Raw genomic sequence first — 21,205 nt, 5'->3', positions numbered from 1 at the left:
CATTTTAAAACTTTTCACCACAAAATCTTAATCAATGCATCATGCACCCATCAACATAAACAGACTCATTTTTTTCGTGAAGCTCTTTCTTTATCATCATTGATTCAACACGATCGTCATCAGGATACTTGAACGAAACATAAGCAGTTGCAATCACCTTTTTTATTTTTCGGGGGATTAACGGCCATTCTTTTCCTGTTTTCACAGAATCCCGACTAACAATACTTAATGAATTAATGTATAGCTGTAAATATGGCGGGTTGTTTTCATTCGCACGAATGGCTCGATCAAAGTTTTTATTTTCATTTATACGTTTATACACTCTATCACCAACTTCAAGATATAATGAATCTATATGTATAGACATATTTTTCAAAGAATCTTTATCTAAAAAATTTTGTTCCAGATGAAATACTGTAGCACATTCAAAATAATCACCGTTCTCGCAAGGATCCCAATTGAATACCGAAAAACCGACCTCCCAATTTTCAGCAATTTTAATCCACGGATCATCAGCAACAAATCTGCGGCTTTTACATTGATGATAGCAGCCCCAAAATAACAAAACAACAAGAAGTAAAAACAATTTTTTTATAAACATTCTGCCCTACCATTCATAAGAGGAGCCATAATTCCCAATCATTTTCCTGTTATAATAACGAAAAACTGTTGTGATAGCGAACGCCAGCACCCCTTAGCAAGAAAACGCAAAATTAAAGGCGGTTTGCGCAAACAAGATTAGCCACGAAGTTCACGACAATCGCTACGACAATCGTCGTGGTCATGCTGATGAAAGGCATCCACGGCCAGCTAAAGATGCCATCGAAGACTGCTTTCACGCCAAACGCAGGGATTCCCTGGATCAAGACGAGGCTAGCCATACCGCAAAGGACGGCGACAATCACAACCCAGGCGCGTAACGCTTTTTCTGCCGTTCCAAAAATCTTGTCTGCAAAGAACGCGAGGAGGAACATGCCAAGAAGCGGCCCTGTGAAAAGTCCTGTAAAGAAGAGGGCGTTCTTGAGAAGGCTCCCCTGCTGTGTCGCGGCAAAGAGAGCAAAGAACACGCCGAGTACACCCCAGACAGCCGTCCAGATTTTCGCGCGTTTAAGCCCGCCCATTCCCGTAGATTCGTCCCAGCCGAGAAAGTCGCGTTCAGACGTATTGCTGAGAGAATTGATGGCGCCCGAAAGGCTGCTCATCGCCGCCGCGCAAATGGCAGCGACAATCAAGCCCGTCACTCCAGACGGGAGCGCATTTACGATAAAGTACGGGAACACGTCATTCTGCCCGAGACCTTCCGGGAGCGTTGCGACTTGAGCCTTTTTGTAAAACACAAAGAGTGCTGCACCCACCCAGTAAAAGAGAATCGAGACCGCGCAGCCAAGCACCATCGAAAGCACGCTTGAACGGTTCGCCGCCTTCACGTCCTTGCAGCTGAGGTAGCGCTGTACAAACTGCTGGTCGCAACCGCGAATCGCAATTTCAAGAATTGCATATGCAAAGCCAGCCGAAATAAGCGTACGCGCATCGGAAATGTCCATCGACGGATTCCACCAACGCGTCTTGCCCGCTTCGCTTGCGAGTGTCGCCATTTCTCCAAAGCCGCCCACTTGACTTGCAATAATCAAGAGCACGAGAACGCCACCGCCAAAGAACACGCAGAACTGCATCACGTCGGTCCAGATGACCGCCTTGATGCCGCCAAACCACGTGTAGAAAATTGCAATCGCCGCCGAGACGATAATGGCCAATTTCAAGTCGATGTGCAAAATCTGCGCAAGCACTAGCGAGGGCGCGTAAAGCAAAATGCCTGTGCGGAGGAGCAGATGCAAGCAGTAAAAGACTGCAGCCAAACGGCGCACCGAGCGGCTCCCGAAACGCACTTCGAAAAGTTCATAAGCGCTCGAAATGCCCGACGTGCGGAACCTCGGGATAAACACAAAGCCCACGACCACAATGCTAAGCAAGGCTCCGATCTGGAACATCAAAAAAGTCATGTCGTCGCCGAAGACATCGGCAGGCGCACCAAGGAACGTCGTCGCGCTCACGGAAGTCGCGATAAGGCTAATGCCCACGGCCACCCACGGCATCGAGCCGCCGCCGAACATGTATTCCTTGAGGTTCTTGTTGCCACGGGAAACCCACAAGCCAATGGCAAGTGAGAGGAGCAAGTAAGCAAATAAGACAAACCAATCGAGAGCAGTGAACATAGGTTAGTAGGAAGTTAGAAGTAGGAAGTAGGAAGTGGTTAGTGGTTGATGGTTAGATGTTTGGCAGTAAGTGAGCAACGACGTTTTTGCGTCTAAATTCGTCAAGTAAGAAAAGACTTTTTCATTTTGCAACCCTTCCTACTGTCTACTGCCTACCGTCTACTAATCTCCCACCGTTCCAGTTTCTACGGTTTCAAAACGGACAACCTGGTTACGGCCGCCATCCTTCGCCTTGTAGAGAGCCTGGTCAGCATTGTTCACGGCCTTCTTCATGTCCGAGAATTCCGGTTTCACTAGGAAGGCGCCAATACTTACCGTCACGCGGAGCGGGTCCGTCAAATGCACGTTGAATTCGAGCTTGCCCACCGCCTTGCGGATGCGTTCAGCCGTTTCAATCATGCCTTCCGGAGTCGTATCGACGAGAGCCACCACAAATTCTTCACCGCCGTAGCGCGCCACGACGTCAATTTCCTTGCGGATTTCACCGCTGATTGCCGTTGCAATTCCCTTGATGACTTCATCGCCAACCGGGTGACCGTAAGTATCGTTCACGCTCTTGAAATGGTCGATGTCCATCATCAACACGCCGATGTTGTACTTCTTGCGGTCGGCGCGTACCTTTTCCGTGCGGAGCGCTTCTTGCAGAGAACGGTGGTTCATGAGTCCCGTAAGGCCGTCACGCGTGGCAAGGTCCTTGTCCTTTTCGACCTGGCGAGCACGGGCATAAGCAAAACCGGCAACACCGGCAAACGCCTTGAGCAGCTTCTTTTCGTGATCCTGATAGCGGTTCGTATAGCGGCTTTCAAGGCAAATGGCAAGTTCAGCAGTCTTCGCATCAGGTTCCGAAGCGACAGGCATTACAAACAACTGGCGCAGTTCCATGTTGCGCTTTTCGGAATCGTTCAAGCGCGGCACGTAATCGGCATAGCCCGAAGTGAACGATCGGAACACAGGGCGGTTCCTCATAAGTGCAAGCACAAAGATGCCCTTGTCGGACAACGTAAATTTCTTATCGACAAACTGTTCAGAATCCATACCGACGCAATAAACAACTCGCCCGGAACATTCCTTCGGGTTGTCGAGCGCAAGAATCGTCAAGCGGTCAAACGGCATGTTCTCCTTGACGTATTCAAACATTTGTTTATAAATGTCCTTCACCGTCATCGTCTGGAAGAACTTGCGCTGGTAACGGTAAAGCACACTGAACTGCTGCTGTTCAATATAGTTCTGTGCCGAAACAAAGCTCTTAAAGCTCAGCATGTACATCACATGGGACATGAACGTGAGCGCCTGGGCTTCGGGTTCCTTAAATGCATTCGGGCGCAGGGAATCCACGAGAATCGCCCCCAGACGACGTTCGTCTCGATCAAGCAGCGGAACGCCAATCAGCGAGCGAATCCTTCTATTTTCGATGTAATACGGGAGTCGCTTACTGACAAGCAGGTCCCCTTCCAGAATACGGGAAACGCCTGGGCGCAAAAGCTGACTCAGGATGCCGGTATTCTCGGTAATCTTTGCGCTCGAATCAATAAAATTCTGGACATCGCTCTGGAACGCCCTTAAGCGAAATTCGTTTGGGCTTCCGCCATTCGTAAAAATCGTGAACGTGTTCGCATCAGGCATAAGCAGCCTAAGGCAACGCAAAATATCACCGAATGTTTTATCGACATCCGAATTCGCACGGGACCAGATTTGATTCACACGGAGCGAAGAATTGGGTTCATTCGTCTCCAGCTTTACGTCATTCGTAAATTCATTGCGGATATCCGGAGAAACAACCGGCGTAAGAGCCGTTGAACGCTTGTCCCTCTTAATAACAGGAATCACGGATGTATTCGGACTGTTCGGGCGGTTCATGACCGCAAGTGAAAACGCAACTACCGCAAACGGAATAAGGAAAAGGAACATGCCCCCCTGAAAAGCAAGCCCCAACAATGCACCAGCAACTACAAACAATATTTCAGATACGGACATTTAAACCCTCTACAAGCGGAACGATCGATATAGCATGACAAACGCGAGACTCGCATAAATGAAGTGACTGTTCCACGCCGCCCAGAACGGCGACAAAGCCCCATTTTCACCCATTTTAAGCCCGATTCTCTCCAAAATATAATAGCTAAAAACAAGCAACAGGCCAACACCAAATTTCTGCGACAGCCCTCCAGAACGGCTATACCGGTGACAAAGGGCCGCCCCGATCAAAAGGACAATCAAGTTCATCCAGTGAGCGGAATACTTAAACTGGAGGGCCGTTTCCATGGCGCGGGTATCTTCACCGGATCGTCGCAACACATTGATTCGAGCCTTGACCATCTTGGAATCCATCTCGTCGGCAAGCTGGCGTTCGTTGATCAAGTCATTCGGGTGAGTAGACACCCTCCCCTTCATGTTTTTCTGACGGATAGGAACGACTTCGACAGAGCCATCCTTCTTGAAAATGCGCTGGAAGCCGCTTTCAAATTTCCAGTACCCCGTACCAGCAACAGAATCCTGGTCAATCCAGCGGATAATACGGACATCGTAACGTTCAACCAAGCGTCCTCGATCGCGGACCAGGAGGACAACATCACGGCCAATTTTACTTTTGCCTGAATAATGCTTAAAATACCAGCTATTCTTTTCGCTATCAATAAACGTGAAGTCCTGCTTTTCCTTGATGCGCGGGTTCTTACGTTTTTGGGCATTGGTTTCCATGATTTCAAAACGCTTGTGGTTTGCATCCGGCAGCCAGTGTTCGCTCATTTCGTACGAACCAATCGACATGAGGACGCCCAGGAAGAATATCGGGAGAAGAGTCTTGAACGGGCTTTGCCCGGAACTCTGCATGGCACTCATTTCGAGATGACGCGCCATATTGCCCACCGAGGCAAGAACCGCAATAAACAAGGCTACCGGAGTAATCAAGTACAAGATATACGGAAGATAGCTCAAGTAATAATCGCTCACCGACTTCATGTCACGGGCAAGCCACGTCTTGATGTTACCGACAAAGTCAATTACGACAAATATGAGAATAGCCCCGCACACCACGATGAGGAACATCTTCAGGAAATTCCAGACAAGGTATCTAGAAAATTTCATCCGAACCTCTTCTTGAGTTTACCGAACAACCAACAAGCCGCCCTGATACACTGGGTAATGCCCGTATAGCGGCCAACGATCCTAAAGAAGCGCAAAACCTTAGAATTGCCCGTGAAGCGGTCACGAACCATCGCCCGCGTGAGGAAAATGCCGAATACGCCAATGATGATATTGGAAATCCACATGGCAAGTTCAGGAGAGACCACAAGACGATCAGCAAGGTTTTCGCCACCGATAAGGCAAATCCAGTAAATGACAAAAAACGCAAGGCTATAGAGGATACCAGTGCCAATGCCGCCCTTGCGCGCCATGATTCCAAGAGGAGCGCCAATCAAGACGAATATGAAGCATGCAAACGCGGTACTGAACTTTTTATGGATTTCAACCATGTACTGCGCTTCACGCTTGAGTTCGCCATCCATCCGGTTCCAGGCACGTTCCGTCGCGCGGAGCGAAGACGTTTCCTGAATGCGGACTTTACGAAGTCCCTGCATAAACTGCACAGAATCCAGCATCGGAACACTTTTTGCATCAACAGGAACAATGCTATCGCCGCTTACGAAATCGCGAATGCGAAGAAGCGTCGGCAGGCGGCGGGTCTTAGCCTGGACCGCTGCGGTGTCATACTTTTCACGAGCATCCTTCACCACATCCCACATCATTTCGACCGGCATTTCACGGTCACTCCTGTAACTCCTGCTACGGCGTTCAAGGCGGTCATCGACGTTCTGCATCGCCAAATCCTGCGAGAAGAACCGGATGCGGAAATACTTATCCGCATCATCAGGATCGACGAGATGCGTCTCTCCACTGCGGAGACGAAGCATTAGCGTAGCGCCATTGTCCACATAGTCCATGGAAGCACTATCGGCATAGACAATGCGCGGAGCGCCCTTCTTTTCCATTTCAAAAATCTGGATTCCATACAGCGTTCCCGAAACAGGATCAATGCGGTTCACCCAGAGCTGCACTCCCGGGAACTGCGTAATAAGGCGCCCGGCATCGATAAACACGTGCGGTTTCTTGCGAGAAACGGCATTCATCAGTTCCACGGACCTGTGATTTGCTTCAGGAAGCACCCAGTTATTGAACACGACCATCAATACAGAAAGCAAAAGCGCAACAAGCAGGACCGGACGCATGAGCGACAACGGAGATACGCCCGCCGCCTTGACCGCAGTGATTTCCTGATCGCCAGACATACGGCCAAAAGTCATGAGACTTGCAACAAGGACTGCCATCGGAATCGAAAGCGAAAGCATCCACGCCAAGTTCAGCGCAAAAATTTCAAGAACCGTAGATGTCGGCAAGCCCTTGGACAACACATTGTCCAAGATTTTGACCAAAAAGTCAACTACAAACAAAAAAGTAATGCCAAAGAGCGAAGCCAAAAAAGGACCTATCAGCTCTTTCAAGACATAGCGAACTAAAATCATTTTTCTCTAGAGTCGTTTTTTTCTACTTTACAGCGTGAAAGTTAGAATTAACCAAAGAAAAAAAATGAAAAAAGTTTTCAAGAGTACCCTGTTCGTTCCTCTTTTCCTTTATATGGCAACTATGATGGGTTGTTCAACAACCTCCACATCTAAAATGACCCACACGGACTGGTGCCAAAAGCGCTATAACGAGGCCGAGGAACTCTACAAAGCCAAAAAGTATGGACGTTCCATCGAAAAGCTCGAAGGAATTCTTTCTACCTGTGCAGGGTCGGGCTACATGGAACAGGCTCAGTTCCTGCTCGCCGAAAGCCACTTCAACCTGGAGCAGTGGATTGAAGCTCGCGGCGAATACGGAAGCTTCATCGTAAACTTCCCGGGTTCTCCGTTTGCAGAAACGGCTGAATACCGCAAAGCGGTTTCGTCCTTCAACATGGATTACAAGATTGACCGTGACGAATCGAACACGACAACCGCCATGAAGGACTTCGAACGCTATCTCGCAAACCACCCGAGTACCCCGCTCCGCGACTCCGTCAACTACTACTACAACCTCCTCGTAGACCGCGTTGCCGAAAAGGAATTCCAGACAGGCCGCCTCTATTTGCGCATGGAAAAACCGCAGGCCGCCGTGATTTACTTCAAGGAATTTTTGGAAACATATCCTAACGCCAAGCGCCGTCAAGAAACGCTCTTCCTCATTTCGGACGCCTACACCGACCTGGACCAGTTCGAATCGGCAAGGCAGTATCTCGCCATTGCTAAAGAAGAATCTAGCGACAACGCAGACGTTCAGAAGCGCGTGAAAAAGGCGGAAGAAAAGATTGCCAAAGCAGAAGAATCTTACGAAAAGCGCCTGAAAAAAGAATCCGAAAAGAAACGTCTCCAGAAAGAAGAAAAGAACCTGGCTAACTAGGCAATCGGAAAATGTTCAAATCCAGAAATATAATTTCGCTCTCCATGGCGTTGCTGTTCTCGGCAACGGCCTTTGCCGCAAGTGAAGACAAGCTGGATCATGACAATTCCATTCTGTCCGTATTTGTGCAGCCGTCTATTTCATTCATAAGCTTTAGCGAGCGCGAATATTTCCAGAACGCCATCGACACCATCTACAAAGGTTTCAAGGAAACAGCCGTCAGCAGTGCCGAATCGCTGAATGTCGCCAAGCAGGATTTCCAGAAAGTCAATTTCTGCTTCCCGATTACCGCAGGGATCCAGTGGCAGCCTAAAGAAGACCACTTCATCAGCGCCGGCATCGGTTTTATTTACGACAATGAATCCGTCGTCCTGACCGACCGCAAAAGCCACACGCACAGTTACGAGTACACGCTGCAAGGCATTCCGTTTTTCCTCGAATACCGCTTTGCGCTCCCCAAAAATTTCATCACGCTCAGCGACGGCGGACTTTTCAGCGTTTCCGTACGCTGGTACTGGATGCTGCCGGGAACCGAAATTTATACAACCTGGGGTTACCTCGCCGCAGAAAGATCGCTTTTCGGAGCCGGTTTTGGCGTAAGCGTGGGCTATCTCTTTGCAAGCTGGAAAGACTTCAAGCTATATGGGGATATCGGGTTCAGTTCCATTTCTGTAAAGTCGAACAAAAAATTCTCCCAGATCGTTCCGAACGGTCCTGACGAAAAAGCAAATTGGAACCTGGGTGGGATACAATTGCAAATCAGAGGAACATTTGGACTCTGGAATAAGCCAAAGCCCAAGGACGATGACGACGACGATGACGACGGCGAAGGCAAGAAGCCTAAAGTCAAATTTATCGACGATACGAAAAAAGATTCTGTGAAGGTCGATGTTCAGGACAGTGCAAAGACTGATACGGGCGTAGTCCAAGATTCATCCGCCGTGCAAGATTCTTCTGCTGCACAAGGCTCTTTATCTGCTACACAAGACTCCGCGAAAATCGATACGGGCGCAGCTCAGGATTCCGCAGGAATTGCAGATTCGCCGAAAACTTCCGTAAAAGACTCCATCGGAACTGCGCCAGCTTCGAGTGCGCCGGCAAAACAGCTGGAAAATGCAGCTTCGAGTGCGCCAGAAAATGCGCCCGCACCTCAAGACGCGCCTCAAAAGAGCGCGGATCCAGCAAACGTAAAATCAAAAGGTGACTGATGAGTTTTTGGCCGGGGGAAAAATTGCGTTATGCCGAAACGCATTTTAAGTTCAAGCTACCCTGGTCGCTCCTTTACAAGCCGTGGCCCGAAATCATTTTCGATGCGCCATTCCAGTTCGTGCCAAGGGTAGAACCCTACCTCTGGATTGTCGTGCGCGATGCCGACCGTTTCCCGACAACGATTAAAAATGCGGAAATCGTTTTAAAAGCGCGGGTACAAGATGCGCAGCAAACACAAGACGTGCCACAGCCGGACATCGTCATTTGCAAAGACTTGAATATTGAGGTCCGCGAGCAGATGAAATTCATTCCGATTGCGCTCGGAAAAATCCCGGCAGGTGCATATGAAGCGCACTGCAAGCTGACCGTAGAACGCAACGGCAAGACACAGACTTTTGAGCGCTGGAACCTGCCGAGACTTAAACCCGTCCCGCTCCGTTTCAAGATCTTGAACGAGATGCCGCCTATCGCCCCCGGATACGCCGCAGGCGAAATGCACTGCCACACGCACTACTCCGCTGACCATGTGGAATACGGCGCCACGCCCGAAGTGTTGCAGCTTGCCGCCAAGGCTGTCGGACTCGACTTTGTGAACTGCACTGACCACGCTTACGATTTTGCATTCACACAAGAGGACTACACCAAAGAAGCCGACTCGCCAGTGCCTAGATTCCAAAAGCTTCGCGAAGAGATTGCGGCACTTCCAAAGAAAGACGAAAACGGAGGCGACATGCCGCTCATGCTCGCCGGCGAAGAAGTATCTGCCGGGAACAGCAAAGGCGAAAACGTGCACATGACTGTCCTCGCCCCCGAAGGTTACCTCCCGGGACTCGGCGACTGCGGCCGCTACTGGCTCGAAAACAGACCGACGCGCAGCATCAAGCAAATTTTGAACATGACCGAAGCGCACTGCTTTGCCGCACACCCGTTCCAGCAAATGGGACTCCTGGAAAAGTTCGTATTCCGCCGCGGTTACTGGAAGCCCGAAGATCTGCAACTGAAAAACAAGCACTCGATTCGCGGGCTGCAATTCTGGAACGGCATCCGCGACGAAGGTTTCAAGCTCGGCCGGGAATTTTGGATAAATGAATTAAGCAAAGGCAATTATCTACTCCCCATCGGCGGAAACGATGCCCACGGCGACTTGAACAGCATGACCGCCGTAAACCTGCCGCTCATCTCGCTCAAGCACACCCGCGCGCATACATTCGGAAATGTCCGCACGGTAATTAAAGTAGGAAGTCGGAAGTCGGACAAATGCGAAGATCGAGAGTCGCATCCATGCTTGCATGGATATGACCGAGATCAGCATTTGGGATCAATCCAAGTCGGAAGTAACGCAAAACAAGAATTCCCGCTCACCCTTGCCGACATAAACGCAGCTTTCGCCGCTGACAACTGTTACATCACAGACGGTCCCGCCCTCTGGTGGGAGCGCGACGATAACGGTATCACGTTCCATGCCCGCAGCAACAAAGAGACTGGCGGCGGTTTCCGCTACATCCGCATTTACGGGCGCCGCATACAGCCAAACGGCAAGCTCGCCCCCGAAGAAGAAGTCATGATTGGAAGTCTCGTTGCGGCTCCCGACCACGCCGACATCCCCGTTGCAACGCTCGGTTTCGCCTACGTCCGCGCCGAATGCGAAACGGCAACCCGCAAATTTGCGCTTACCTCTGCGGCCCGCATCCAGTAACACGGAGAATCATCATGCCCCGTTTTATGTCGCCCATGATTCGCCGCCGGCCATCCGCCGAAGAATTGCATACAGCTTCCGCAAATCAAGAGTCCGCACCATTCCCGACGGCACAAAGCACAGAGCAACCCGCAATTGAACAAAGCGCCATGCCATCCGCGCCGTCCGAAGAACAGCAACAAATCCCGCCCGACGTCCGCATCAGCGAAGGCGGTTTTAGGCAAATCCGCGACGAGAGTCTCGTGCTCTTGTCGCAGGGGATCTCGCACCGCATCGAGCACTCCGAAGAAGGCCCGTTCCAGATTTTTGTAGAACCCGAAAAGCGCCGCGTGGCGCAATTTCAAATTCGCCTTTACCATCGTGAAAATCCGCCCCGTGACGAAAACCCGCCGCTCCCGCTAAAGTTCACGCTACACCCGCTCTGGGTGCTAGCCGTTCCCATAGCCTGTACGCTGTTGGACTTCTCCGACATCGCAATCCAGATGCACAACGCAGGCATTGCCGACGCCTCCAAGATTCTGCGTGGAGAATGGTGGCGCACGATTACCGCCATGACGCTCCACGCCGACAGCCGACACCTCGCCAGCAACCTCGTCTCGGGATTCTTGGCGCTGAGCCTTTTGCACTACCGCATTCCGCTTGCAAAGCTTGTACCGTTCCTAGCAGTCGCAAGCGCTGTTGCCAACTTCTTCGTTGCGCTCACAGTGCAGACAAGCTTCCGTTCGCTCGGCTTTTCCGGCTTCGTATTTGCAACCATCGGTTGCCTCGCCGTCATCGAGTTCCGTCTCATGCCGCGCGAAACGCACGGCCTGCTCCGTCGCTTTGCGCCGCTCTGCGGCGCGGCCTCGCTCGCCGTGTTCCTCGGTCTCGGCGAAAACGCCGACATCCTCGGCCACCTGTACGGCTTTATCGCAGGCATCCTTTGCGGATTCATCCCAAAAAAGAAGACGCTCCGCTGGGGAGCGCCAACTGTCGCAGCAGACATTTTCTGGATTGTCGCCTACTACGCCTTGTTTATAACCGGCTGGGCATTAGCCCTTTAAGCCGCTAGACTATTTCTTCTTTTTGGCCTTGTCTTTCACAAGAGCCATCTCTTCAAAGAACTTCGTGAAGACTCTTTTTTCAACTTCTTTTTGCTCTTCCGCAGTGAACTTGCCCTTGCGTTCCTTGTACACAATTGTAAGCTGGTCGCATTTAGCCTTGTCATATTCCTTCGTTTCGCACTTAATGGCATCACGCACCATATCGTTCGTGATCTTATCCACGGAATCTCCGCATGCGGTTAAAGAAAATGGCAAAGCCATTAAGATTACCAAGAAAAGTTTTTTCATGGCTCACCCTCCCATTTTAGGTTGTGTATAAAATCAATATACTTTTTTAAAAAGTCATTGATTGTAAATAGATTTTTAAGAAGAACTTCATGCGGGCGGGGCCCCAGCTCGGAGTTGACGCCTACGGCGTCAGCGGCTTCACTCGGTCATGTGCGCCTGCAAGCAGTCGCCCGCGACTCTCGTTTTGCACGCTACTGCGAAGACAATACCTTGGCCGACGCTTTATTCTCTAAACGATTTCTTTTTTTCTCTTATTAAAGAATAATTCTCGCCTTAACTAAAAGAAATTTTCTACAAACACCTCCATAAAAAAAATCCGTCCCCAATAAGGAGACGGACTTAAATTCTGGAAAAATGAGCGATTAGAGAGCGGCGAGGAACTTGCGGGCCTTGTCAGCAAAGGCGCGGTTGTCGCCATAAATCTGGAGAAGACGTTCTGCAGTAGTCTTAGCCTTGTCGCTTGCACCGAGCTGCTGGTACACGAGCGTGAGCTTCCACATGGCATCTGCAACCATCGGGACCTCGTCAGCCGGTTCGTCCTTCTGGTAGCGGTCTTCCTTGTCGCCAGAACGCTTACCGAATTCAGCAATGTACTTTTCGAGGAAGTTTGCAGCAGCGGAGAAGTCACCCTTTTCCATCTTCACAGCGGCAAGACCATGCATGGCAGCGGAACGCACGAGAGCCACAGAACCGGCATTGTCCAAAGACGTCTGGAAGAGAAGTGCAGCGCCATCAAAGTCCTTCTTTTCGAACTTGATGTTACCAGCGAGGAGCGAAGCCTTTGCAAGGGCAAGGCCTTCGAGCTTGCCAGAAGCGATCTTGCTTTCGAATTCAACAAGGGCGCTATCCTTTTCACCTGCATAGAGGTAAGTAAGGCCCATACCGATGAGTTCGCTCTGTTCGGCAGCGGCAACCTTGCGAGCTTCCTTATACTGGACGATGCCAGCGATAACAGCAAAGAGAACGACGAACGCCACAACGATCTTCGTACCGTGCTGGATAAAGAATGCTTTAAGTTCAGAATTATTGTTATTAGATTCGTTAGCCATATGTTAAGCTTCCATGTTTAAAATTTTCTCGTAAACCAATCATAGAAAAAAAAATAAAGGTTGTCAGTAAATCTTGACAAGAAATCATTGTTTTACTATCTTTGTCTTCGCTCGCCGCTCTAGCTCAGCTGGTAGAGCAGCTGATTCGTAATCAGCAGGTCGGCAGTTCAAATCTGCTGGGCGGCTCGAAAGACTCCTCGGATACAAGTCCGGGGAGTTTTTTTGTAAGATTTTCAGCAAAAACGTACGACTTGCGAAACCCGCCCTAAATAACTAAATTTGGCACTCTATGAATCCGAATGGCGCAATTATTGTACAAAGTAACCTCGAAATTATGGTCGAGGTCGATAATCCTAATTACACTACCGCACGTGATGCAATCGCTCCTTTTACAGAGCTTGTCAAAAGCCCAGAGCACCTGCACACTTACAAGATTTCTCATTTGAGCTTGTGGAACGCTGCCGCAACAGGCCTCCGCGCACCCGAAGTCCTCGAAAGACTCGAGAGCCAGAGCCGCTACCCCATTCCGCCGACGGTCGTCACGGAAATCGAAGACTACATGGCTCGTTACGGCTTGCTTCGTCTCAAAAAAGAAGACGGACGCTTGACGATGGAATCTGATGACAAATTAATGTTCCTCGAAATTTGCAAGTTGAAGGACGTGGAACCGTTCATCATCGAATACATCGACGATACGCATGTTGTTGTTGACCCCGAACGCCGCGGCCACCTGAAGATGGTCCTCACCAACGCAGGTTTCCCGGTCGAAGACTTGGCCGGTTACACCGTTGGCGACCCGCTCCCCATCCAGCTCCGCGAAACAACCGTTTCAGGCAAACCGTTCAAGCTCCGCGATTACCAGAAGGATGCCGCACAGGTGTTCTACGCCAGCGGTAGCGAAAAGGGCGGTTCCGGCGTGATCGTTCTACCTTGCGGTTCCGGTAAGACTGTGATTGGCCTTGCCACAATGGCCTTAGTACAAACTAAGACGTTGATTTTGACACCGAACATCTCGTCATCCCGCCAGTGGATCCGCGAAATCTGCGACAAGACGAATCTCACGCTCGACCAGGTCAAGGAATACTCTGGCGAAGTGAAAGAAATCGGCCCGGTGACGGTTGCCACCTACCAGATCTTGACGCAACGCAAGCGCGCCAAGAAGGGCGACGAAAACAAGGAAGGCAAGGAACCGGAAATGACCGAAGAAGAGGTCAAGAAGGAACTTGCAAACTTCCCGCTTTTCAGCCAGGAAAAGTGGGGCCTCATGATTTACGACGAAGTGCACTTGCTCCCGGCTCCGGTGTTCCGCCTGAGTACCGAAATGCAGGCCACCCGCCGCCTGGGCCTTACGGCAACGCTCGTCCGTGAAGACCACAAGGAAACCGAAGTGTTCAGCTTGATTGGCCCCAAGAAGTTCGATATCCCGTGGCGCATCTTGGAAGCCCAGGGCTGGATTGCAACTGCCGACTGTAACGAAATCCGCATCCCGATGGATCCGGAACTCAAGATGAAGTACGCTCTTGCTCCGGTGCGCGACAAAATTACGCTTGCGAGCACGAACCCCGAAAAGACAGACATCGTCGAACGCCTGCTCAAGTACTTCAGCAAGCCGGACGACCGCGTACTCATCATCGGCCAGTACATCGACCAGCTCGAAGCGCTCTCCGAAGACCTCCAGATTCCGCTGATTACGGGCAAGACTCCGAACAAGGAACGCGAAAAGCTTTACGGTGCATTCCGTTCGGGCGCACAGAAGAACCTCATGGTCTCTAAGGTCGGTAACTTCGCTATCGACTTGCCGGACGCCAACGTGCTTATCCAGATTTCGGGTACGTTCGGAAGCCGCCAGGAAGAAGCCCAGCGCCTCGGCCGCGTGTTGCGCCCGAAGAGCGACGGCGGCGCCGCCCACTTCTACAGCATCGTGACGCAGGACTCCAAGGAACAGGAATTCGCCATGAACCGCCAGCTGTTCCTCACGGAACAGGGCTATGCCTACAAAATCATCAAGCGTGGCGACTGGGATATTCTCATGAGGTCGCCCGAGGAACTCGCCGCAAGAGCATAGTCTCGTTAGAAGCGTCGTCTAGCGACGTTCTCGACCCACTCGCCGTATTTATATACGGCTTCGGGGTCTGCGGCCTTGCTATACTCGCTTCTAACTTCGACTATTATGCAAGCATTCTCGCTACTCTCGGCTTCTACGTCATTCCTTTTCAAGGCTTGACTGGGGCGCCTCGGTAATGAGAATGCAAGCATTCTCGCTACTCTCGGCTTCTACGTCATTCTGAGTGGCGAATAGCCGCGAAGAATCCAGTCCAAGTCTCGCATGTAAAAAGACTCCGCTACTGCGGAGCCTTTTTACACATACTCAAGCTTTTTTTACTTCACAGCAATCTTTGCCGTACGCATTTGGCTATCGCTTTCGACTCGTACAAGGTAATTGCCACGGTTCAAATGAGCGAGACTAATGCTCTTTGTGCCATTCACAGATTCCGCAAACGTTTCGACCAGATGACCGGTCAAGTCGAACACTTGCACATGCACCATCGAAGATGTGGGCACCGCAACCGTCAGCGCATTGTTTGCATAGCCAAACTTCACGCTGTTCATCGCCACAGTCACAATCTTAGTAGTCTTTTCGCTCGAAGAGGATTCGGCCTTTTCGCTAGAGCTGGACTGCTTTGCAGAGCTAGACGAAGACTTCGCGGAACTTGAAGATGTCGCCTCTGAGCTCGAAGATGCCGCAACGCTAGAGCTGCTCAATTCACGCACAACATTAATCTTGCCCGTTACTGTCTTTGTTTCTCCATAATAATCCGTCAATTCAAACGAATAAGTATATTCATGGGTTGCCGATTTAGAATCCACAGCACCATAAATCTTAACTTGCTTCTTTTCTTTATCTTGTTCCACCTTCAAATTTTGGGGGATACCCTTACCATCAATGTTTTGCACATGGTTGTACTGATAAACTATCGGAACAATCTCTTGGCCAGCAACAACCGTTTGATTATCGCTACCTTCAATAACATCGAACGACATAACCCCAGCTGCTACATTAATCGTCGCCTTTGCACTCGCATTGTTGTCGGCACCAGTGACTGTAAGCACAACTTCATACGGGCCCTTAGCATTTTCTTCAACCAACCCTGTAATAGTCACCGTATTACCATCTTTTTTAAGCCCGTAACCACCCGGAAAATTCGTAAGCTCACAATTAGAGCCATGTTCTACCTTGAAAACAATCGGCTTGATAGAATCGCCGGCAGTCAGCGACTGCGTTTCATTTTCAATGACATATACCTTCGTCTCTACAGACTTATGAATCACATCAACGTTTGCAAAAGCGGTATCATTGTTATTTTCACCAATTGCAATAATTCTTATCGTGTATAATCCACCCTTCAAATTCTCATCGACAGTTCCACTGCACGTGAGCTTATTTCCTTCTACACTATACGCAAACGATCCTTTTAACGATCCTTCGAACTTAAATGAAGATAAACTTTCATCGACATGAACATTTGCAAACTCGAACACGACAGGCTCAATCTCATTGCCCGCCAGGACTTCCTGTCTTGCTTTTTCACTAAGAAGTTTTATTGATGTGCGAGCCTTGCCACTTTTCACAACAATCGTTCCCGACATGCTCTTTTCATCGCCTTGGTCGTTCTTAACAGTGACTTTGTATTCATAATCACCAGACATTACATCGCTATTTACAGAGCCGACAATCATGATTTTATGTTTTTTTTCATCAATATTCTTTACAAGTCCAGACGGGAGTCCACTCACGCTATAACTTGTTAATCCCTCGTAATCGAAAACGATAGGTGTAATAGACTTACCCGCAGTGACTTCCTGATTCACGTCACCGCTACTTTTATTCCATTTTAAAGACAACGTTTCTTCTTTTTCCAGCACAGTGAACTCGAACTCAGTCTCAGCGAACTTGCCTTCATTGTCCTGGACGACGATAAATGCATTGTACTTACCAGCGGGAATATCATCTCTCATCTCTCCCGCAATTTCACATCTAGAGCCCACCCACCTTTTCGACAATCCAAAATTTTCCAAAAAGTTCGTCGATGAATATTCTGGTACAGCATCTTCGCCAAGGCCAGTATTTTCATATAGAATCGTAACCGGCTTAATTTCATCGCCAGCATACACGGTCTGGGAAAGTTCCCCTGACAGAACCTGTTGCGTGATCTTTTCCGAAGCTACGTAAGTTTCAGCGGCATTTGCTACCGCAAAGAACAAGGCAAAAGCCAACGCCATGATTTTTTTCATATAGCCCTCCTTTTTTCGCCCCTAAAAAGGCCAAGGTCACCTACTAAATTACAAATATAAAAATATTGAAAGAGCCGCATTCCCTGCGGCTCCATTCCGATTACTTTCCGAGCAATCTGTGATTCACGTGCGCTTCGACGACGTTCACCACGTAGTCCCCCAGCTTTTCGCAGTCGTTCACCACATCCATGTAATGCACGCCAATCTGGTAGCTGTAGCGCTGCGCATTGATATCTTCGATATTCAAGTCCTTGAGCATCTTGCGGTAATCGTTGATTTCAAATTCAAGCGTCATCGTATTCGAAGCCTTCGTATGCGGCTTGTCCTCGATAACATCCACCATCTGCACTAGCGCCTGGTCGCAAAGTTTCATCATGTTTTCTATGCGGCTGTACTGTTCCTCGGTAAAATCTTCCTCAAGATGGAACTTGCGGTTGATGGCGCGAGCCATGTTGTAGCAAGCATCGCCGATACTTTCGATTTCAGATATCTCCTTCTGCATGCATTGCAACATCGTCTTACTTTCGATACTCAAGCGACCGCCGCTGACCTTGTTCAAGTATTCACCAATTTCAATTTCAAACCTGTCGCTGATACCTTCGTACTTTTCGATGCGGGCAAACAGCTTTACAAAGTCCTCTTCATTTTTCATCTTGAGGAGGTCCGGCAAGAATCGGAACATCTTGAGAGTGCGTTCTGCAAAGACGTTGATTTCCTTGCGAGCTTCAAAGAGAGAAAGTTCTGCCGTACTCATGAGGCCACCGCTGATAAACTTGATGCGGAAGTCTTCGCCATCTTCCTTTTCCTTGATGATCTTGCAGATGAGCGTCTCCATCGGCTTAATGAACCAGATGAGGAGCAGCACGTTGCAAAGGTTGAATGCGGTATGGAATCCGGAAAGTGCGTATGTCACGCGAATGCCTGCCTGAGCGATTTCTTCTTGTGTCTGAGGCACAAAATTCGGGTCAAAGCCAACAAAATGGCAAACCATGTTCACAAACGGGTGGAACAAAATCAGCACCCACACCACACCGAAAATGTTGAAGAGCATGTGCGCCAAAGCCGCGCGCCTAGCCTGCGTACTTGCCGAAAGTGCAGCCAAGTTCGAAGTGACCGTCGTACCGATGTTTTCGCCCATCACAAGCGCAATGCCCTGGTAAATCGGGAGCACGCCGCTAGAGCAGAGGATAAGCGTAATCGCCATGATGGCCGCCGAAGACTGCACACACATCGTAAGGATGCCGCCCAAAAGCAAGAACAAAAGCGTGCTCCAGATGCCGTAGCCGCCCGTCGAGGCAAAGAAATCAATAATCGTCTGGTTATGCGAGAGGTCCATCGCCACAGCGTTTTCACGGAGTGTCGTAAGCCCGAGGAACATAAACGAGAAGCCGAACACAAATTCGCCAAAGCTCTTGACACTATTCTTGCGGACGTAAGTAAGCACAATGCCAAGCGCAAAGAAGGGCCACACCACGCTGCTCATGTTGAACTGGAATCCGAAGATGGACATGAGCCACGCCGTTGCCGTCGTACCGATATTTGCGCCCATAATAACAGGAATGGCCTGCCTAAGAGTAAGCAAGCCAGCGTTCACAAAACTAACAGTCATGACGGTAGTCGCAGTCGAAGACTGCACAGCAGCAGTAACGGCAGTACCCGTAAGAAGTCCACCAAGCCTATGCTTGGTCATAGTTCCAAGAACAGTACGGAGGTGTCCACCAGTAAGTTTCTGCAAGCCTTCACTCATCGTCTTCATGCCAAACATAAGGAGAGCGAGGCAACCGATCATCTTGAGAATCATAAGAGTCATAGGTCAATCCTATAAAAGCGCCTCTTACCGGGGTCATCGTCGCTGCCTTTCAGCTAGTCCGGATTCGAGACGTAGTTGTTTCTGTTTTTTAGAACTATGTAAAAAATAGAAATCCCCCTCTGATTCGTCAAAGGGGGGAAGCTTACATTTTTAGTAGGAAATTTAGTTTGACACCAGCGGACTACTACTGAGCCTTCGTTGCAACCATCGCAACGGCCTGGCTTGCGATACCTTCGCCGCGGCCAGTAAAGCCGAGTTTTTCGGTCGTCGTGCCCTTGATGCCAATCTGCTTTACGTCGAGGCCGAGCACACGGGCAATGTTTGCCTTCATTTGTTCCTTGTGCGGGTTCACCTTCGGGCGTTCGCACATCACAATGCTATCGATGTTGATGATTTCGTAGCCAGCCTTCTTAACTTCTTCGCCGACCTTGCGCAAAAGTTCCAAGCTGTCAGCGCCCTTGAATGCCGGGTCCGTATCCGGGAAGTACGTGCCGATGTCGCCGAGGCCTGCAGCGCCGAGCAAAGCATCGCTAATCGCATGCAAAAGCACGTCAGCATCGCTGTGGCCGAGCAAGCCCTTTTCGTACGGGATGTCCACGCCGCCGATAATGCACTTGCGGCCTTCCACCAGCTTGTGAACGTCAAAACCAATACCAGAACGATAAATTTTGTCCATAATAATTCCTTTTTTTATCTACGCTTGGAAAAGTAGAAAAATACAAGCAAAACCATTTAAACCATATTTGAAATTTTCCTAACTAATACTATAATTAACCAAAGAGCAATAGATAGTAATGCCGCTCCAAAAAAGCCAAGCATTGGATTGGACGGGAATGCTGTTTGAAAAAATTTTGCAAGCCAAAAATTCAAAAAGAAATCACAAGCAGAACCTTTTAAACCACATTTGAAATACAGGATCGCTTATAAATAATCCAGATTCCCGCATTTCAATCAAATCTCGATCAATGAGAATTTTCTTTACTTTAGTAATGTTTGATTTTGTTCCCAAGCGAAATTCATCCATAACATTCTTTGATGTAAATTCCTTATGGACTCCGCTTGCAAGAGCTCGAAGCATATTCATTTGATAGCTTGTCAATCCCTCAGTCTGCTGCATAAACAAAGCCGCGTTTTGAGAAATAAGCTCCGTAACAGCGATATCTACAATTTTAGAAGTTACTTCCTTTTCTGTTTTTAGCATCACAAGCCACGCCAGTTGCTGTACATAAGAGGAATATCCTTCAACTTCATTACATATACGAGCCGCTAATTCTTCATTAATGACAAGCCCTTGCTGTTTAAACTTTTTACAAATAAACGGCACCCATTTCTTTACTGGAATAACGCCAAGATAGATAGCATCACCAAACTGAAAAAAAGGCATGCTTTTATTCTGAAAGATGTTGGTCATTAAATGTTTTTTGCTACCAAATAAGCAGTAAGAAACATTTTGCTGCAACTGCCACACGCTACGAAGTCTTTTTTGAACAGTCACAGACTCAGGAAATTCACCTATTTGTTGGAATTCATCTATGCAAACAACAATATGCTTTTCTTGTTTTTTTGCAATAATTTCAGCCAATTGCAAAATCTGTTCGGGTGCATATTCCTTTGGCGTAATCCCTAACGAAACGGAAAAATCCGCTGTAGGGTCTGGACTAAGGGTAATTCTTGGAGATACACGTCCAAGAAAAGTCTTGACATTTTGCAAGAACAAATCCAGTTTAGACGAAGTCTGCTGAAGTACTGCAGCCGCAAGTTTATTATAGAAGTCGTATTCACTACGACAATCAAAAATATCGAGGTAAACAACAGATACCTTTTTCTTATTGACCAAATTTTTGACATGACGAACCAAGGACGTCTTGCCAATCCGTCGGTTCGAAATAAGCAAGGTATTAACGCCATGCTCAAAATTAGCCTTAAGCCTTTTTGTTTCCTCTTCACGATCCGTAAAGTTATCTCCCTCTACGGAGGCTCCATATATAAAAGCATCAGCCATAGTAAACCTCTAGCTATAATATATATAATTTTTTAAAAGTTCACCACTTAGTGTACCAAATAGTTCACCATTCGGTGGTCCACTAATCGGTGTACCAAATAAAGCCACAAAAAAAAATCCCGACTTTTTCAGCCGGGACGTTTTTCAATTTGGTAATGGTGATTTA

General features: G+C 48.9%; 16 protein-coding genes and 1 tRNA gene. 6 read left to right on the top strand and 11 right to left on the bottom strand.

Annotated features, from left to right (window positions below; translation table 11 throughout):
- Positions 1 to 31: 31 nt before the first annotated feature.
- From B7990_RS00275 to B7990_RS00255, 5 genes are all read right to left on the bottom strand, one after another.
- Positions 32 to 601: a hypothetical protein gene (locus B7990_RS00275; protein ID WP_088639088.1), complete on the bottom strand. Its 570-nt coding sequence runs from the start codon at positions 599 to 601 to the stop codon at positions 32 to 34.
- A gap of 112 nt (positions 602 to 713) precedes the next feature.
- Positions 714 to 2,213, bottom strand: coding sequence for a sodium:solute symporter (locus tag B7990_RS00270; RefSeq protein WP_088639087.1), 1,500 nt, complete (start codon positions 2,211 to 2,213; stop codon positions 714 to 716).
- Positions 2,214 to 2,375: 162 nt separating this feature from the next.
- Complete coding sequence (locus tag B7990_RS00265; protein WP_088639086.1) at positions 2,376 to 4,187, bottom strand: sensor domain-containing diguanylate cyclase; 1,812 nt, start codon at positions 4,185 to 4,187, stop codon at positions 2,376 to 2,378.
- 9 nt (positions 4,188 to 4,196) lie between these two features.
- A complete protein-coding gene (locus B7990_RS00260; RefSeq protein ID WP_088639085.1) occupies positions 4,197 to 5,297 on the bottom strand; it encodes an LptF/LptG family permease in 1,101 nt (366 codons plus the stop codon).
- On the bottom strand, positions 5,294 to 6,733 hold the full coding sequence (locus tag B7990_RS00255; RefSeq protein WP_254917243.1) for an LptF/LptG family permease: 1,440 nt from the start codon (positions 6,731 to 6,733) through the stop codon (positions 5,294 to 5,296). Before B7990_RS00255 ends, B7990_RS00260 begins: the two co-directional genes overlap by 4 nt.
- A gap of 64 nt (positions 6,734 to 6,797) precedes the next feature.
- Between B7990_RS00255 and B7990_RS00250 the strand changes: the two genes are divergently transcribed.
- Genes B7990_RS00250 through B7990_RS00235 form a run of 4 tightly spaced genes read left to right on the top strand, consistent with a single transcriptional unit; the run spans position 6,798 to position 11,597 of the window.
- Entirely contained in the window at positions 6,798 to 7,649 is an 852-nt protein-coding gene (locus B7990_RS00250) for an outer membrane protein assembly factor BamD (RefSeq protein ID WP_088639084.1), read from the top strand.
- A gap of 11 nt (positions 7,650 to 7,660) precedes the next feature.
- Positions 7,661 to 8,857 (top strand): hypothetical protein, encoded by a 1,197-nt coding sequence (locus B7990_RS00245; RefSeq protein WP_088639083.1) that lies wholly within the window; start codon positions 7,661 to 7,663, stop codon positions 8,855 to 8,857.
- Positions 8,857 to 10,554, top strand: a complete 1,698-nt coding sequence (locus B7990_RS00240; protein WP_088639082.1) for a PHP domain-containing protein — start codon at positions 8,857 to 8,859, stop codon at positions 10,552 to 10,554. The genes B7990_RS00245 and B7990_RS00240 overlap by 1 nt, the downstream gene beginning before the upstream one ends.
- 14 nt (positions 10,555 to 10,568) lie before the next feature.
- Positions 10,569 to 11,597 (top strand): rhomboid family intramembrane serine protease, encoded by a 1,029-nt coding sequence (locus tag B7990_RS00235; protein WP_088639081.1) that lies wholly within the window; start codon positions 10,569 to 10,571, stop codon positions 11,595 to 11,597.
- 9 nt (positions 11,598 to 11,606) lie between these two features.
- Here B7990_RS00235 and B7990_RS00230 read toward each other — a convergent pair whose 3' ends face one another.
- Together B7990_RS00230 and B7990_RS00225 are read right to left on the bottom strand one after the other, a co-directional pair.
- The gene (locus tag B7990_RS00230) at positions 11,607 to 11,885 is read right to left on the bottom strand and encodes a hypothetical protein (protein ID WP_088639080.1); all 279 of its coding nucleotides are present in this window, start codon (positions 11,883 to 11,885) and stop codon (positions 11,607 to 11,609) included.
- A gap of 362 nt (positions 11,886 to 12,247) precedes the next feature.
- Positions 12,248 to 12,934, bottom strand: a complete 687-nt coding sequence (locus B7990_RS00225; protein ID WP_088639079.1) for a tol-pal system YbgF family protein — start codon at positions 12,932 to 12,934, stop codon at positions 12,248 to 12,250.
- Between the two features lie 113 nt (positions 12,935 to 13,047).
- Between B7990_RS00225 and B7990_RS00220 the strand changes: the two genes are divergently transcribed.
- Both B7990_RS00220 and B7990_RS00215 read left to right on the top strand, forming a co-directional pair.
- Positions 13,048 to 13,120, top strand: a tRNA-Thr gene (locus B7990_RS00220).
- A 103-nt stretch (positions 13,121 to 13,223) separates the two neighbouring features.
- Positions 13,224 to 14,999: a DNA repair helicase XPB gene (locus tag B7990_RS00215; protein ID WP_088639078.1), complete on the top strand. Its 1,776-nt coding sequence runs from the start codon at positions 13,224 to 13,226 to the stop codon at positions 14,997 to 14,999.
- A 314-nt stretch (positions 15,000 to 15,313) separates the two neighbouring features.
- Here B7990_RS00215 and B7990_RS00205 read toward each other — a convergent pair whose 3' ends face one another.
- From B7990_RS00205 to B7990_RS00190, 4 genes are all read right to left on the bottom strand, one after another.
- Positions 15,314 to 17,227, bottom strand: a complete 1,914-nt coding sequence (locus B7990_RS00205; RefSeq protein WP_088639076.1) for a T9SS type A sorting domain-containing protein — start codon at positions 17,225 to 17,227, stop codon at positions 15,314 to 15,316.
- Between the two features lie 100 nt (positions 17,228 to 17,327).
- Entirely contained in the window at positions 17,328 to 19,037 is a 1,710-nt protein-coding gene (locus tag B7990_RS00200; RefSeq protein ID WP_088639075.1) for a Na/Pi cotransporter family protein, read from the bottom strand.
- 184 nt (positions 19,038 to 19,221) lie between these two features.
- Positions 19,222 to 19,713, bottom strand: coding sequence for a 2-C-methyl-D-erythritol 2,4-cyclodiphosphate synthase (gene ispF, locus B7990_RS00195; protein ID WP_088630764.1), 492 nt, complete (start codon positions 19,711 to 19,713; stop codon positions 19,222 to 19,224).
- A 201-nt stretch (positions 19,714 to 19,914) separates the two neighbouring features.
- On the bottom strand, positions 19,915 to 21,039 hold the full coding sequence (locus B7990_RS00190) for an ATP-binding protein (RefSeq protein WP_088639074.1): 1,125 nt from the start codon (positions 21,037 to 21,039) through the stop codon (positions 19,915 to 19,917).
- Positions 21,040 to 21,205: the final 166 nt, after the last annotated feature.

Origin of the sequence: Fibrobacter sp. UWB4 (assembly GCF_002210345.1) — a bacterium.
Lineage (GTDB): Bacteria > Fibrobacterota > Fibrobacteria > Fibrobacterales > Fibrobacteraceae > Fibrobacter.
The sequence above is the reverse complement of the archived record's forward strand: the minus strand, read 5'-3'. Positions and strand labels throughout refer to the sequence as shown.